15 protein-coding genes and 1 tRNA gene are annotated in these 13,020 nt (G+C 69.2%); 3 read left to right on the forward strand and 13 right to left on the reverse strand.

The features are described from left to right. Nucleotides 1-56: 56 nt before the first annotated feature. The 3 genes from ABL312_RS17600 to ABL312_RS17610 all read right to left on the reverse strand — a co-directional run bounded on the left by ABL312_RS17600 (nucleotide 57) and on the right by ABL312_RS17610 (nucleotide 2,429). Complete coding sequence (locus tag ABL312_RS17600) at nucleotides 57-740, reverse strand: LON peptidase substrate-binding domain-containing protein (protein WP_349358707.1); 684 nt, start codon at nucleotides 738-740, stop codon at nucleotides 57-59. Between the two features lie 107 nt (nucleotides 741-847). Next, the gene (trxA, locus tag ABL312_RS17605; RefSeq protein WP_349358708.1) at nucleotides 848-1,822 is read right to left on the reverse strand and encodes a thioredoxin; all 975 of its coding nucleotides are present in this window, start codon (nucleotides 1,820-1,822) and stop codon (nucleotides 848-850) included. A 97-nt stretch (nucleotides 1,823-1,919) separates the two neighbouring features. Continuing rightward, nucleotides 1,920-2,429, reverse strand: a complete 510-nt coding sequence (locus ABL312_RS17610; RefSeq protein ID WP_349358709.1) for a prolyl-tRNA synthetase associated domain-containing protein — start codon at nucleotides 2,427-2,429, stop codon at nucleotides 1,920-1,922. A gap of 235 nt (nucleotides 2,430-2,664) precedes the next feature. Here ABL312_RS17610 and ABL312_RS17615 point away from each other — a divergent pair. Then, nucleotides 2,665-2,739, forward strand: a tRNA-Gly gene (locus ABL312_RS17615). Nucleotides 2,740-2,823: 84 nt separating this feature from the next. On the opposite strand, the gene ABL312_RS17620 is transcribed toward ABL312_RS17615, so the two are convergent. Next, nucleotides 2,824-3,471: a DNA-3-methyladenine glycosylase 2 family protein gene (locus ABL312_RS17620; protein ID WP_349358710.1), complete on the reverse strand. Its 648-nt coding sequence runs from the start codon at nucleotides 3,469-3,471 to the stop codon at nucleotides 2,824-2,826. Nucleotides 3,472-3,631: 160 nt separating this feature from the next. On the opposite strand from ABL312_RS17620, the gene gluQRS reads away from it, so the two are divergent. Further along, nucleotides 3,632-4,501 (forward strand): tRNA glutamyl-Q(34) synthetase GluQRS, encoded by an 870-nt coding sequence (gene gluQRS, locus ABL312_RS17625; RefSeq protein WP_349358711.1) that lies wholly within the window; start codon nucleotides 3,632-3,634, stop codon nucleotides 4,499-4,501. An 18-nt stretch (nucleotides 4,502-4,519) separates the two neighbouring features. On the opposite strand, the gene ABL312_RS17630 is transcribed toward gluQRS, so the two are convergent. Next, nucleotides 4,520-5,476, reverse strand: a complete 957-nt coding sequence (locus ABL312_RS17630) for an AEC family transporter (RefSeq protein ID WP_349358712.1) — start codon at nucleotides 5,474-5,476, stop codon at nucleotides 4,520-4,522. A 277-nt stretch (nucleotides 5,477-5,753) separates the two neighbouring features. Here ABL312_RS17630 and ABL312_RS17635 point away from each other — a divergent pair, with 277 nt between their 5' ends. Then, nucleotides 5,754-6,908 (forward strand): response regulator, encoded by a 1,155-nt coding sequence (locus ABL312_RS17635; protein ID WP_349358713.1) that lies wholly within the window; start codon nucleotides 5,754-5,756, stop codon nucleotides 6,906-6,908. Between the two features lie 25 nt (nucleotides 6,909-6,933). Here the strand turns inward: ABL312_RS17635 and ABL312_RS17640 are convergent, their stop codons facing one another. The 8 genes from ABL312_RS17640 to ccmA all read right to left on the reverse strand — a co-directional run bounded on the left by ABL312_RS17640 (nucleotide 6,934) and on the right by ccmA (nucleotide 12,556). Then, a complete protein-coding gene (locus ABL312_RS17640) occupies nucleotides 6,934-7,821 on the reverse strand; it encodes a cation diffusion facilitator family transporter (protein ID WP_349358714.1) in 888 nt (295 codons plus the stop codon). Nucleotides 7,822-7,990: 169 nt separating this feature from the next. After that, nucleotides 7,991-8,779: a DUF1223 domain-containing protein gene (locus ABL312_RS17645; protein WP_349358715.1), complete on the reverse strand. Its 789-nt coding sequence runs from the start codon at nucleotides 8,777-8,779 to the stop codon at nucleotides 7,991-7,993. 143 nt (nucleotides 8,780-8,922) lie between these two features. Beyond that, the gene (locus ABL312_RS17650; protein ID WP_349358716.1) at nucleotides 8,923-9,465 is read right to left on the reverse strand and encodes an NUDIX hydrolase; all 543 of its coding nucleotides are present in this window, start codon (nucleotides 9,463-9,465) and stop codon (nucleotides 8,923-8,925) included. A gap of 14 nt (nucleotides 9,466-9,479) precedes the next feature. Next, nucleotides 9,480-10,097, reverse strand: coding sequence for a DsbE family thiol:disulfide interchange protein (locus tag ABL312_RS17655; protein WP_349358717.1), 618 nt, complete (start codon nucleotides 10,095-10,097; stop codon nucleotides 9,480-9,482). Further along, nucleotides 10,094-10,366 carry a heme exporter protein CcmD gene (gene ccmD / locus ABL312_RS17660; RefSeq protein ID WP_349358718.1) on the reverse strand — a complete coding sequence of 91 codons (273 nt, stop codon included), beginning with the start codon at nucleotides 10,364-10,366 and terminating at the stop codon, nucleotides 10,094-10,096. The genes ABL312_RS17655 and ccmD overlap by 4 nt, the downstream gene beginning before the upstream one ends. Beyond that, nucleotides 10,363-11,121: a heme ABC transporter permease gene (locus ABL312_RS17665; RefSeq protein WP_349358719.1), complete on the reverse strand. Its 759-nt coding sequence runs from the start codon at nucleotides 11,119-11,121 to the stop codon at nucleotides 10,363-10,365. Before ABL312_RS17665 ends, ccmD begins: the two co-directional genes overlap by 4 nt. A gap of 140 nt (nucleotides 11,122-11,261) precedes the next feature. After that, nucleotides 11,262-11,921 (reverse strand): heme exporter protein CcmB, encoded by a 660-nt coding sequence (ccmB, locus tag ABL312_RS17670; protein WP_349361447.1) that lies wholly within the window; start codon nucleotides 11,919-11,921, stop codon nucleotides 11,262-11,264. A gap of 8 nt (nucleotides 11,922-11,929) precedes the next feature. After that, nucleotides 11,930-12,556: a heme ABC exporter ATP-binding protein CcmA gene (gene ccmA, locus ABL312_RS17675; RefSeq protein ID WP_349358720.1), complete on the reverse strand. Its 627-nt coding sequence runs from the start codon at nucleotides 12,554-12,556 to the stop codon at nucleotides 11,930-11,932. Between the last annotated feature and the right edge of the window lie 464 nt (nucleotides 12,557-13,020).

Genomic DNA, 13,020 nt, shown 5'->3' on the forward strand with positions numbered 1-13,020 from the left:
TCCGTCTCTTTCTCACGTAGCCTTTTGCGGGCGCGGCCTTCTTTTCCCGGCCGGCCCTATTGCAGCGTCACGCCGCCGTCGTCGCCCTGCCTGCGCGCCAGGTCCACCTCGGTGAGGGCGACCAGCGTCTCGGCCCGCGTCTTCAGGTCCGGCGCTTCCAGCAGCGCCTGCTTTTCCGCCGGCCCATAGGGGCTCATCATCGACAACGCATTGACCAGAACCTCCGTGGAGGCGCGCTCGATGCTGTCCCAGTCGGCTTCCAGATCGTTGGCCTCGAGATAGCTGCGCAGGGTCTCGACGAGCCCCTTGCGGTCGACCGCATCCTCGCCGTGCCCCGTCTCGAAATCGTCGGGAAAGCCTTGCGCCGAAATGCGGCCGATGCGGAACGGGGTGACCGTTTCCAGCTCTTCCTCCAGCTTGAAGCGCGACACGCCGGTCAGCGTGATCAGATAGCGGCCGTCGCCGGTTTCCTGATAGGCGACGATCCGCCCCACGCAGCCGACGCCGACCAGCGGCGGCGTTTCGGACTGCTCCACGCCGGGCTGGGAAAAGTCCGGCTGGATCATGCCGATCATCCGGTCGCTCTTGAGCGCGGCGTCGATCATCGCGACATAGCGCGGCTCGAAGATGTTGAGCGGCATCTGCGCCTTGGGCAGCAGCACCGCGCCGGTCAGCGGAAACAGCGGCACGGTCTGCGGCAGGTCGGACGGATCGGAATAGGTCACATTGCCAGCAAGCATTCGACCTCACTCTGGTTACGGAACGTCTTTCCAACACCGGTCTATATGGGACGTTCCGCCCGCGCGGACCACCCGGCCCGCGCGGCTCGACGCGCGGCGCGCCCGGTTTAGCGGAACAGCACCGACGACAGCTTGCGCCGGCCGTAGCTGGTCGCCGGCTCCTTCGGCCCCCAGGCCTCGAAGAACTGCAGAAGCTGCTTGCGCGCCCCGTCCTCGTTCCACTCGCGGTCGCGACGCACGATCTCGATCAGATGGTCGACCGCCTGTTCCTTCTGCGCGCCGGAGCCCAGCGCCACGGCCAGATCGAAGCGGGCCTGATGATCGCCCGGATCGGAGGCGATCCGGGCTTCCAGTTCGGCGAGATCGCCGAGATTTTCCGCCTGTTCCGCGAGTTCGATGGCCGCGCGCGCCGCCGCGAGCGCCGGCTCGTTGGCCTTGTCCGCCGGCGCCAGCGCCAGGATTTCCTTCGCCCGGTCGAGCGCGTCGAGCGCGACATAGGCCTGCGCGAGCCCGCCAAGCGCCTTGACGTTCTGCGGCTCCAGCGCAAGCGCCGCGCCATAGAGCTCCGCCGCACGCGGCATGTCGCCGGCCTCCTGCGCGGCTTGCGCCGCGGCCAGCGTCTGATCGAAATCGCTCGGCGCCACCGGACCTGCGACGCGCTCGATGAAGGCCTTGATCTGGCTTTCGGGCTGCACGCCCATGAAGCCGTCGACCGGTTGCCCGTCCTTGAAGGCGATCACGGCCGGGATCGACTGGATGCCGAGCTGGCCCGCCACTTCCGGGTGATCGTCGATGTTCATCTTGGCGAGCACCACGGCGCCGCGCGCGTCGCGCACGGTCTTCTCGATCACCGGGGTGAGCTGCTTGCAGGGGCCGCACCAGGGCGCCCAGAAGTCGACCAGCACCGGCGTGGTGCGCGACGCCTCGATGACATCGCTCATGAAGGTCTGGGTGGTGACATCCTTGACGACGTCGCCCGCCGCCGCGCCGCCGGAGGGGCCGGCCGGCTGGCCGCCGCCGCTCATGCCACCGCCGAAACTGCCGCCGAAGCTGCCTCCGACCGAAAAGCCGTCATTGCTCATGTCGTGATCCCCAATCCCGCGCGGGCCCGACGCCGGGCGCGCTCGCCTGTCTCGTTGCGCCTAACATGGGCGTCGTGGCGTGAAATTTCAAACGGCCTCACACCGTCTCGCCGCTGACCGCAATCACCTGCGGCGTGTGACCGCAGGCCTTGGCGAAGGTCATCAGATCCCTGGCCGAAATCGTCGTCGTCGCGGTGTTCTGCAGCGGATGGAAGTTGAGCGGATCGACCGCCATCATCGCCGCGTCGAAGATCGGCGTGACCCGCTGCGCCGTGCGATCGTTGATCAGCGCGAAGGGCGTGACGGAGCCCGGCTCGACGCCCAACGCCTCCATCAGCAGATCCGCCTTGCCGAAGGACACGCGCCCCTGCGCGCCGATCTTGCCGTGGATCGACTTCAGGTCGATCTCCGCGTCATGCAGCGCGACCACGAGGAAGAGCCGTCCCTTCTTGTCCTTCAGGAAGAGGTTCTTGGTGTGCCCGCCCGGAATTCTGTCGTGGATCCCGGTCGATTCCTCGACCGTGAAGACCGCCGGGTGGTCGTGCGTTTCGCTCGAAATCTCCAGGTCCTCCAGAAAGGACAGAAGCTCGGCACGGCTTGCGGGCATGGGCGATCCTCCGTGGTGCGGTGCCTGCGCCGGATCGCCGGCGGCTGCACGTTTCTCTCCCTGTAGCCGAGGCGGCAGCACCGGCACAAGCCCGCCGGCGCGCGAAAAATCCACCGACCATCCACAGCCGGGAGCACGAAAGGCAGGCAGAGAAAAACCCTGTTGCAATCCGGATCGTGTTGCTGCATATACAGCCCACCTCAGGCGCCGGGGTCACCCGGACAGCCACTCGGATGCGGGCGTAGCTCAGGGGTAGAGCACAACCTTGCCAAGGTTGGGGTCGTGAGTTCGAATCTCATCGCCCGCTCCAAACATCTCTCCAGGACAATCTGAAACGGTCAGACGTTGCGTGCTTCGCGGCGGTATCGTTGCGTGTAGTGCGCGGGCTCGGGTCTCAGACCGGCACGGCCGCGCCGCGCCCGGTCTCGGCGCGATAGTGCGCCCACAGAAGCCGCGCCGCAATGCCGCGACAGGGCGCCCAGGCCTGCGCGCGGGCCCGCGTAGCGGCGACATCCGGGCGCGACGTACTCCCGTCGATCAGCCGCACCGCCTCGCGCAACGCCAGGTCGCCAGCGGGAAAGATGTCGGGATGCCCGGCGCAAAACAACAGGAACACATCCGCCGTCCACGGCCCGATCCCGCGCAAGGCGACCAGCCGGCGATGCGCTTCTTCAGCCGGCGCGCGGGCAAGCGCCGCCAGATCGAGCCCGCTCTCCAGCGCGTCGTAGACCGCGCGCAGGCTCGCGATCTTCGCCCGCGACAGCCCGGCGCGCCCGAGGTCCTCGTCGCTCAGGGCCGAGAGCGTTGCCGCCTCGAACGGATCGACCAGCGCCTCCAGCCGCGCGAAGATCGCCGCGGCACTGGCCACCGACACCTGCTGCGCCGTCACGATTCGGGCAAGGCCGGCGAGCGTCGGCGGAGACCGGCGAAGCGGCAGGGGCCCGGCGCGCGCCGCCACCGCCCGCAAGCCGGGATCGACGCGCAGCAAGGCCGCAAGGCCGACCTCAAGGTCGGCATCGGTTTCGATCGCTGTCAGCACCATCAAGCGTCTTTCCTCTCGGGAATGTCGGCGCGCGCGCTTCGGCAGCCTAGCGAAGACGCCCGCGCGCGCCAGCGGTTTCGCGGCCGGCGCCGGAGAGCCCCCGGTCGGTCGCCACGATCCCTTGATTGACCTTGGCGGGAAACCGGGGCATCTCGCCTCTATGACCGTCCCCGTCCTGCGCTTCGCACCGTCGCCCAACGGCCGGCTGCACCTCGGCCATGCCTATTCGGCGCTGATCAACCACGACACGGCCCGCGCCCGGGGCGGGCGCTTCCTTCTGCGCATGGAAGACATCGACACGACCCGCTGCACGGCCGACCTCGAAGCGGGGGTGCTCGAGGACCTCGCCTGGCTCGGTCTCGACTGGGAGCACCCCGTGCGGCGCCAGTCGGAGCATTTTGCCGACTACGCCCCCCCGCTCGCGCGGCTGGAAGCGATGGGGCTCGTCTACCGCGCCTATCTGACGCGTAGGGAAATCCGGGACGCGGTCGCCCGGACCGAAGCGCGAACCGGCCGGCCCTGGCCACGCGACCCCGACGGAGCGCCGCTCTACCCCGGCGATTCCGCCGTTCTGACACCGGACGAGATCGCCCGGCGGGCCGCTGACAATGCGCCCCATGCCTTGCGTCTGGACATGACGCGGGCACTGGCGAAGATCGCGCAGCCGCTCGACTGGATCGAGGAGGGAGGGGGCACGCGCGACCGCATTGCCGCCGAGCCGGCCCGCTGGGGCGATGTGGTGCTGGCGCGCAAGGAGATCCCGACGAGCTATCATCTGTCGGTGGTGGTCGACGATGCCGCGCAAGGGATCACGCATGTGATGCGCGGACGCGATCTCTACGCCGCGACGGCCGTGCACCGCCTGCTGCAGGTGCTGCTCGACCTGCCGGCGCCCGTCTATCATCACCATGCGCTGATCCTCGACGCGAACGGGCGCAAGCTCTCCAAGTCCGACGGCGACACCGCGCTGGCGGCCCTGCGGTCCGACGGCTGGACGCCGGAGGATGTGCGGGCCCGGGTGGGGCTTTAAGGCATTTCCGAAGCCGGCTTACGCCAATCCCAGAAAGGCCATCCACAGCCCCGTGGTCACCACGGCCGCGCCGGTCGTCAGCGTGATCGAATTGGCCGACATGGCATGGCCGGTGCCGTAGCGATTGGCGAAGAGAAACGCGTTGATGCCGGTCGGGCAGGCGGCCGTCAGCGTCGCCACCGCCACCCACAGCGGCGGCAGGTTCACCACATGCGCCGCCATCACGTAGACCACCGCCGGCATCACGGCGACCTTGAGCAGGCTGAGCAGCAGCCCCGGCGCGAGATTGCCGCGAATGCCATAGGCGACCATGCTCATGCCGAGCGAGAACAGCGCCACCGGAACGGCCGCCCCGGCGATGCGGCCGAGCACGTCCGAGACGATGCCGTCGAGCGGCAGTCCGGCGATGCGCCAGGCGCCGCCGGCGAGAATGCCGATGACGATCGGATTGGTGAGCAGATTGCGACCGACATCGCGCAAAAGCGCGCCCAGCGGCTTGGGCGCATGGGTTCCGTCGATCACGGCGGCGCGTTCCATCAGAACGGCGCAGACGATGGTCATCACCGGCAGATGGATCGAGATCAGCACGAAGAGCGGCACCAGCCCCGCCTCGCCGTAGATCGCCGTGATCAGCGGAATGCCGACCAGAACGGTATTCGCGAAGCCCGCGCTGATGCCGGCGATCACGCCGGCGCGCGCCTCGCGCCCGAAGCCGCGCCGCACGATCACCGTGCCGATGGCCCAGGTCACGGCGACGCCGGTGAAATACGCGATCCAGAAGCCCCAGGGGGAGACGCCGCCGAGCGAGCTCGTGGCGAGGGTGCGGAAGATCAGCACCGGAATGGCGATCACGAAGACGAATTGCCCGAGCGCGTCGCCGATCTCCGCCTTGAGCAGGCCCGAGCGCGCCGAGACATAGCCGATCCCGATGAGCGCGAAGACCGGCAGGACGATGGTGAGGATCTGATCGACCATGCGCGCTCTTTCGCACGCGCACGCCCCGACGACAAGCCCGCGCTGCGTCAGGACGGCCCCGCGCTGCATCAGGCCAGAAAAGGGCGCCGGCCGTGCCTTGTCCCTGGTGGGCCTCTGCCGTGTTGGGTTGTGCTTGGTTTCGGTGGACGGCGCTGTCAAAGTCGGCCGCAGGGGTGACGCAGGCGCGAATCGGCGCCCGACCCGGCCTTCTCGACGCTGCCCCTCCCACACGGCATCGAGGGGTCGGCGTCATCGACCGTCAGGACGCGAGGACGCAATGCCGGACACAGAGGACCGCGACTGCACGCCGGCGGGGCGCCCCGAGCCGGGGGAGACCCATGACGCGCGCCTCGCGGCACTGCTGCACGATCTGCGCACCCCGCTGTCGGCGATGAAGACGGCGAGCGAGGTGATCGGCCTCGACCCGCTCAACGACCGGCAGGCCCGGGCGCTGCACACGCTGGAACTGGCGATCGATGCGCTGCTGTCGATGACCCAGGGCTTTCTCGATGCGCCCGACGGTCCGGCGCGGGCCATCGAACCCGGCAACGCGGGCGAGGAAATCGAGGCCACCGTCGATCTCTTCATGGCGGACGCGCGAGCGCGCGGGCTCAACCTGACGGCGCGCCTGTCGCCGGATCTGGAAAGCTACGCTCTCGGCGATCCGCTGACGCTGCGGCGCATCCTTTCGGTGCTGCTCGACAATGCGCTCAAATACACCGGCGAAGGCTCGGTGCAGGTGACCGCCGACGTCGAACGCGGCGGGGCCCGGCCCATGCTGGTGCTCGATCTGACGGACACCGGGATCGGCATTCCCGAGGACGAGCGGGTGGACCTGTTTCGCCCGCGCCGGCGCGGCAGCCGGGCCCGGAGCACGGCAAGCGGCAGCGGGCTCGGCCTGTGGAGCGCGGCGCGACTGGCCACATCGGCCGGCGGCCGGCTCGATCTTCTCGACAGTTCCGCCGCCGGAACGACCTTCGGCCTGCGGCTTCCGCTGACCGCTCCGGCGCCGGCCTCGGTCGAAACGCAGGGCAGCAACATCGGCCCCCTGCCGCTGCGCCGCGTCCTCGTGGTGGACGACAATGCGGCCAACAGGCAGATGATGCAGGCGATGCTGGAGGCCTTCGGGCTCGAGGTCGTGCTCGCCGAAGGCGGCCACGCGGCGCTAACCTTACTGAAAGCGCACCCCGTCGATGCCGTTCTGCTCGACATCAACATGCCGGGGATGGACGGCGTCGAAACGGTTTCGGAAATCCGGAAACGGTCGGGCACTGACGCCCATCTGCCGGTGATCGGCATCACCGCGGCGCTGCTGCCCGGCTCGCGCGTGCTCGAGCGGGCCGGTTTCGATGCGGTGCTCGACAAGCCGGTCGCCCCGGCGGTGCTGTTCGACACCCTCGACCGGCTGATGCGGGATGCCTCGCGGGGCTAACGCGCCGCTCACACCGCCTCGGCGCTCACACGACGACGATGCCGCTGTGCTTGGCCTTGTGCTCCGGTTCCACGTGGATCGTGGTGCGCGCGCCGGGCACGCCCTCGGCGATCCCCACCTCGATCCGGTCGCAAATCTCGTGCGCGCGCTCCACGGTCATGTCGCCGGGCACCACCAAATGGAAATCGATGAAGATCACATGGCCGGCCGACCGCGTCCGGAGGTCGTGCGCCTCCAGCGCCCCGGCGCCGGCCGCCGAGATGGCGTCGCGGATCTTGTCCTGCATGGCCGGCGGCACCGCCTCGTCCATCAGTCCGCCCACCGATTCCTTCATCAATATCCAGCCCGACCACAGGATGTTGAGCGCGACGATCCCCGCAAGCAGCGAATCGAGCGCCTGAATGCCGGTGCCCCACACCAGACCGACGCCGATCAGCACGCCCGCCGACGACAGCACGTCCGTGACGAGATGCTTGCCGTCGGCCTCCAGCGCCTTCGAGCGATGGCTTCGCCCGACCCGGATCAGGACGAAGGCCCAGACGCCGTTGATCAGGCTTGCCAGCGCATTGACGCCGAGCGCCTGCGCCGTGAACACCACCGGCTGCGGATCGAGATAGGCGAGCACCGCCTCCCGCGCGATCGACAACGCGGCGAGCACGATCATCACGCCGACGAAGACCGCGGCGAAATACTCCGCCTTGTGATGCCCGTAAGGGTGATTGCTGTCGGCCGGTTTCGCGGCGAACCATACGGCCAGAAAGGCCGCGACCGCCGAGGCGACGTTGACGACGGACTCCAGCGCATCGGAATAGAGCGCGACCGACCCGGTCCACCAATAGGCGACCAGCTTCAGGCCGAGCACGGCACAACCGACGGCGATGCTCGCCAAGGCGATACGCAAACGAAGGATCATGCGGGCGGCCTGTGCGGATACGGTCCAGGTGTCTGTGCCCGGGGTCGCGAGCGGATCGCACCCGGTGCGGCGGCCAAGCCCTAGCCGGTTTTTCCGCCGCTGACAAACCCGCAGACCGGCATTCGGACCAGCCCGTCGATCCGCGCGGGTCTCGCCTTTCCGACGCCGGCTAAAGCATGCCCGCGCCGAGAATGATGCCGGGACGGCCGTCGCGCTCCATCTGCACGAGCACGGCGCAGCGTCCGGCGCGCATCTTCCTCAGTTCGCTCATCGGCAGCCGGTAGGTCGCCGTGCCGCCGTCCCACATGCCCACCGCCCGCAGGCCCAGGACCACGTTGGAATAGACGATTTCCCGTCCCCGGTTTTCCCCGCGCCCGATGTTCACCGCGACCGGATCGGAGACAAACGCGAAGACGACCGTCGCCATCGCTCCGGGCGCGCGTGCCACCTCCGCCGGCAAGGCGCCCGACACCCGGATTTCCAGCACGTCCGAATGCGGCTCGAGCGTGACCTGGACAGGCAGGGCGGGCAGGGCGGACAACGCCCGCTCCAGCGCGCCATGATCGCTGCCGACCAGATGCCGGTGGCCGTTGACGACGATCTGCGGGGTATAGACCTCGCGGTCGCCGCGGGCCTCGGCATAATCGCGCTGGCGGGCGCTGTGCGCCGGCAGGGCGAGCGTGTCCTGCCAGCCGAGATAGTCCCAGTAATCCACCGGAAAGGTGAGGGCGACGAGATCGTCGCGTTCGGCGAGCTTCTGCATCAGACGGTCGGCCGGCGGACAGGAAGAGCAGCCCTGGCTGGTGAAGAGTTCGACCACGCCCCGCGGGCGGTCGCCGGCCTGCGCCGGCCCCGACGCCACACCCGGCACCACAACCGACACCAGTACGGGCACCAGACCGGCAAGGAGCGTCAGCGCCCGACCGCCACGCACCAAAGACACAAGCGAAAATCCCATGACCATCTCGCGGATCGTCTCCGGCTGCGGGAGCGCAGGACCGCGATGCGCCTCATCGCGCTTCGCGGGAAGCGCAACGATAGGAAGCCGCGCGATCAATGGCCAGTCACGAGGCCTTGAGGCGCGCCGGAAGCGAGCCCGCGTCACCGGGCCATCGCCCCGGTCTCGCCGGGCGGATTGGAGAAGGGCGCACCGCTTTCGCCGGCGTCGAGCGCGCGCGCGTGATGCAGCGCCCAGTGGACGGAGGGAAAGGCGATGGCGTCCCAGGGAATGTCGTCCCAGGCGAAGAGTCCGGCCTCGAGCGTCTCCGAGCCGGCGGCGAAGGCGCCGTCGAAGCGCGCGCGATAGATGAGCTGGACCTGCGACAGACGTTCGATGGTGTAGACGGCCAGAAGCCGATCGAGCACGATCTCGGCGCAGAGCTCCTCGCGCGCCTCGCGCCGGGCGCCGTCCTCGGGCGTTTCGCGCTGTTCCAGATAGCCCGCCGGCAGGGTCCACAGGCCGGAGCGGGGCTCGATCGCCCGCCGGCCGAGCAGATAGCGCCCGGCATGGGTGACCACGGCGCCGACGACGATGCGCGGGTTGTCATAGGCGATGAAGCCGCAGTGGTCGCAGACGTCGCGCTCGTGCGTGTCGCCCTCCGGCGTCGCGCGGCGGAAGTCCGGGGACAGGGCGCGGTCGGGCATCGCGGGCGGTCCCGTCACGCGCCGTTCGGCGACGCGAGCACCTTTTCCAGCTCCGGCAGGAACACGTCGCGATAGGTCTCGGGCGCCAGCGGCCCGATGAACTTGTAACGGATGGTGCCGGCCGCATCGACGATGAAGGTCTCCGGCACCCCGTAGACGCCCCAGTCGATGGCCGCGCGGCCCCGGTCGTCGGCCCCGACGCGATCGTAAGGATTGCCGAGGGCGCCGAGGAAGCGCCGCGCATTTTCCGGCTTGTCCTTGTAGTTGATGCCGATGATCTCGGCCCGCCCGTCGTCGGCCAGCGCCTCGAGCAGGGGATGCTCCTGCCGGCACGGCACGCACCAGGACGCGAAGATGTTGACCACGCTCACCTTGCCCAGCAGATCGGCACGGGTGAAGCCCGGCATCGGCGCCCCGTCCTCGCCGAGGAGGTCGGGCACCGGCGGCAGCGTGAACTCCGGCGCGGGCTTGCCGATCAGCGCGGAGGGCACCTGCGAGGTGTCCTTGCCGCTCAGGAGCTGCACGAGAAACAGCGCCGCCAGAAGGCCGAAGACGACCAGTGGCAGCAGGGCCACCAGGGGCAGACGGCGTTTCGGGCGCGCGGCAGGTGCGGAGGCGGTGTCGTCGCTCATGCGTCGGGATCCTTGGCCGTTGCGGTTGCCGCCCCCCGATGCGCCCCCTGTCTTGCCCCCTCGTGTGCCCCGCCCGATGTCGCGCCCTGTGTCGAGCGCCGCCGGATGCCCTGCGCCTCGAGCGTGGCAAGCCGGCTGCGCAAGGACGTCTGATCGGCGCGGATCCAGACGAACAAGGCACCGATCACGCCGATGGTGACGATGTAGCAGGCGACGATGAAGCCCCAATGGGGCCCCAGGTCGAGAAACTCGATCATGAACTCGATCATTCGGCCGCCTGCGGGGTCGCCACGCCGACGCGCGCGCTCGCGGCCTGCAATTGCAGCGTCCTCAGCCGCCGCCGCAGGACCTCGTTGCGCATCGCCATCAGGTGAAGGATGAGAAAGAGAAGGGTGAAAGCGCCCGCCATGACGAGCAGCGGCCACAGGATCGAGGCATGGATCGTCGGGCCGTCGAGGCGGATCACGCTCGCCGGCTGGTGCAGCGTGTTCCACCAGTCGACGGAAAACTTGATGATCGGCAGGTTGATCGCACCCACCAGCGTCAGCACCGCCGCCGCCTTGCCGGCGCGGATCGGGTCCTCGATGGTGCGCCACAGCGCGATCAGGCCGAGATACATGATGAACAGCACCAGCACCGAGGTCAGCCGGGCGTCCCACACCCAGTAGGTGCCCCACATCGGCTTGCCCCACAGCGACCCGGTGATCAGCGAGATCAGCGTGAAGGCGGCCCCGATGGGCGCAGCCGCCTTGGCCGACACGTCGGCGAGCGGGTGTTTCCAGATCAGCGTGCCGAGCGAGGACACCGCCATGATCGAGTAGCACATCATCGCCAGCCACGCCGCCGGCACGTGCAGATACATGATCTTGATGGTCGCGCCCTGCTGGTAGTCGTCGGGGGCGACGAAGAACGTCAGATAGAGACCGACGGCGAAGGCGACGACGCACGCCCCCACGAGCCAGGGCAGGAGACGCCCGGAGAACGTGAGGAAACGGGTCGGATTTGCAAGGTCGATGATGGCCATGGAACAGTTCTAATGTCGCGGTACAGCGCTTTCAATGGACGAGAACGCAACGTCGCGCCTTGACCGAGATCACATCGGGTTGAAACTTGGCGTGGATCCTCTCCGCCGCGGCAATCGGCCCCCGATCCGACACCCCGACCTCAATCGCTGGAAAAGCGCAGCGCCATGGCCGAGGCCACCGGCCCCACGACGCCCGAGATCAGCGTGAGGGCGCACAGGAACAGGAACGGCGTCATGAAGGGCGTCGGCTCCGTGACCGCCGCGCCCGAGGCGCTGACGCCGAAGATCAGCACGGGGATCGAGAAGGGCACGACCAGCACCGCGAGCAGCAGTCCGCCCCGGCGCAGCGAGACCGTGAGCGCCGCGCCGACGGCGCCGATCAGCGTCAGCGCCGGCGTGCCGACCAGAAGCGTCAGCGTCACCGCGCCGATCGCCAGCGGCTCGAGGTTGAGAAAGATCGACAGAACTGGCGCCGAGAGCACCAGCGGCAGTCCCGTGCCCGCCCAATGCGCCAGGCATTTCACCAGCACCAGCAGTTCCAGCGGCCGTCCGGCCATCAGCATGAGGTCGAGCGACCCGTCGTCGCGATCGGCCTGAAACAGGCGGTCGAGCCCGAGCAGGGTCGCCAGCAGCGCCCCGATCCACAGCACCGCCGGCCCGATCAGCGCCAGCAGGTTGAGATCCGGGCCGACGCCGAAGGGGATGACCGTGATGACCGCGAGAAAGAACAAGACGCCGATCAGCGCGCCGCCGCCGACGCGCAGCGCGAGCCGCAGCTCGCGGACGAAGAGCGCGCCCACCCAGCCGGTCATGCCGCCGCCTCCAGCCGCAGGGTCTCGATTGTCGGCAGGGTGAGCGTCTGGTGCGTGGCCGCGACGATCAGCCCGCCGGCCGAAAGATGCTCCGCCATCAGCGCCAACAGACGCGCCTCCGACGCCGCGTCGAGGGCGGAGGTCGGTTCGTCCATCAGCCACACGGGCCGCGCCACCACGAGCAGCCGCGCCAGCGCCAGCCGGCGGCGCTGGCCGGCCGACAGATAGGCGGCCGGCAGATCGGCCGCGTGATCGATCCCCAGCGTTTCCAGCGCGGTCTGCGCGGAGACGGGGGCCAGCCCGCCGCAACGCTCGATCGGCGTGTAGAAGCGCGCCCAGAACTCCAGGTTCTCGCGCACGGTGAGCGCCGCCTTCAGGGCATCGAGATGACCGAAGTAATGGCAATGCTCGCTGGCGCGATAGTCCGCGTCGCCGCCCTCGACCCGCACGGAGCCGAGCGACGGCGCGACCAGCCCGGCGAGCACTCGCAGCAGGCTGGACTTGCCGACGCCGTTCGGGCCCGTGATCACCAGCGCGACGCCGGCCTCGAGCGCGAAGGCCAGATCCGAAAAGACACGGCGGCCACCGCGGTCGCAGGCCAGGCTTTCTGCAAGAAGACGCATCGTGAGGGATCGGGCTCGGGGTCGGCGGGTCGGACGGGCGACGCGGGATACGCTCCAAGCCAATCGCACGGCCCCGGTCACGGGATCAAGAGACAATGCGCCCGTCGCACCCGCCGTCGCGCGGGCCGGGGACGGATGCCGGACGGTCGGGCCTGCCAGTTGCGCGATCGGACGCGCGATCGGACGCTCCGGTTTCCGGGCCCGTTCCCGGCCCGGAAACCGGAGCGCGGCGCATGCCCGTTTGCCGAGACTATTTGCCGAGAGGGACGCGTCGCTTGTCGCTGGCACCGCGTCGCAAAATTCGGTATACGGGCGCCAACCCGCGCGCCGAAGTGTCGCATTCGCCTCACCTCGCGCCGCGACGACCGCTCCCCGGCGGACCCCGGTCCTGACGCGCCCCGATCTCGCGGGCGGTCTGCCCCCGGTCCTCCCGTCCCGCCGGGCCGGCATTCAGGGTGCGTCCG

Source organism: Stappia sp. (assembly GCF_040110915.1).
Taxonomy (GTDB): domain Bacteria; phylum Pseudomonadota; class Alphaproteobacteria; order Rhizobiales; family Stappiaceae; genus Stappia.

What these genes read in the sequence shown, in the direction of transcription:
- gluQRS (WP_349358711.1), top strand. Translation starts at nt 3,632, where the DNA reads ATGACCGTCCCCGTCCTGCGCTTCGCACCGTCGCCCAACGGCCGGCTG.
- ABL312_RS17655 (WP_349358717.1), bottom strand. Translation starts at nt 10,097, where the DNA reads ATGAGCGACGACACCGCCTCCGCACCTGCCGCGCGCCCGAAACGCCGT.
- ABL312_RS17640 (WP_349358714.1), bottom strand. Translation starts at nt 7,821, where the DNA reads ATGATCCTTCGTTTGCGTATCGCCTTGGCGAGCATCGCCGTCGGTTGT.
- ccmD (WP_349358718.1), bottom strand. Translation starts at nt 10,366, where the DNA reads ATGATCGAGTTCATGATCGAGTTTCTCGACCTGGGGCCCCATTGGGGC.
- trxA (WP_349358708.1), bottom strand. Translation starts at nt 1,822, where the DNA reads ATGAGCAATGACGGCTTTTCGGTCGGAGGCAGCTTCGGCGGCAGTTTC.
- ABL312_RS17645 (WP_349358715.1), bottom strand. Translation starts at nt 8,779, where the DNA reads ATGGGATTTTCGCTTGTGTCTTTGGTGCGTGGCGGTCGGGCGCTGACG.
- ABL312_RS17650 (WP_349358716.1), bottom strand. Translation starts at nt 9,465, where the DNA reads ATGCCCGACCGCGCCCTGTCCCCGGACTTCCGCCGCGCGACGCCGGAG.
- ABL312_RS17665 (WP_349358719.1), bottom strand. Translation starts at nt 11,121, where the DNA reads ATGGCCATCATCGACCTTGCAAATCCGACCCGTTTCCTCACGTTCTCC.
- ABL312_RS17620 (WP_349358710.1), bottom strand. Translation starts at nt 3,471, where the DNA reads ATGGTGCTGACAGCGATCGAAACCGATGCCGACCTTGAGGTCGGCCTT.
- ABL312_RS17610 (WP_349358709.1), bottom strand. Translation starts at nt 2,429, where the DNA reads ATGCCCGCAAGCCGTGCCGAGCTTCTGTCCTTTCTGGAGGACCTGGAG.
- ABL312_RS17630 (WP_349358712.1), bottom strand. Translation starts at nt 5,476, where the DNA reads ATGGTCGATCAGATCCTCACCATCGTCCTGCCGGTCTTCGCGCTCATC.
- ABL312_RS17600 (WP_349358707.1), bottom strand. Translation starts at nt 740, where the DNA reads ATGCTTGCTGGCAATGTGACCTATTCCGATCCGTCCGACCTGCCGCAG.
- ABL312_RS17635 (WP_349358713.1), top strand. Translation starts at nt 5,754, where the DNA reads ATGCCGGACACAGAGGACCGCGACTGCACGCCGGCGGGGCGCCCCGAG.
- ccmA (WP_349358720.1), bottom strand. Translation starts at nt 12,556, where the DNA reads ATGCGTCTTCTTGCAGAAAGCCTGGCCTGCGACCGCGGTGGCCGCCGT.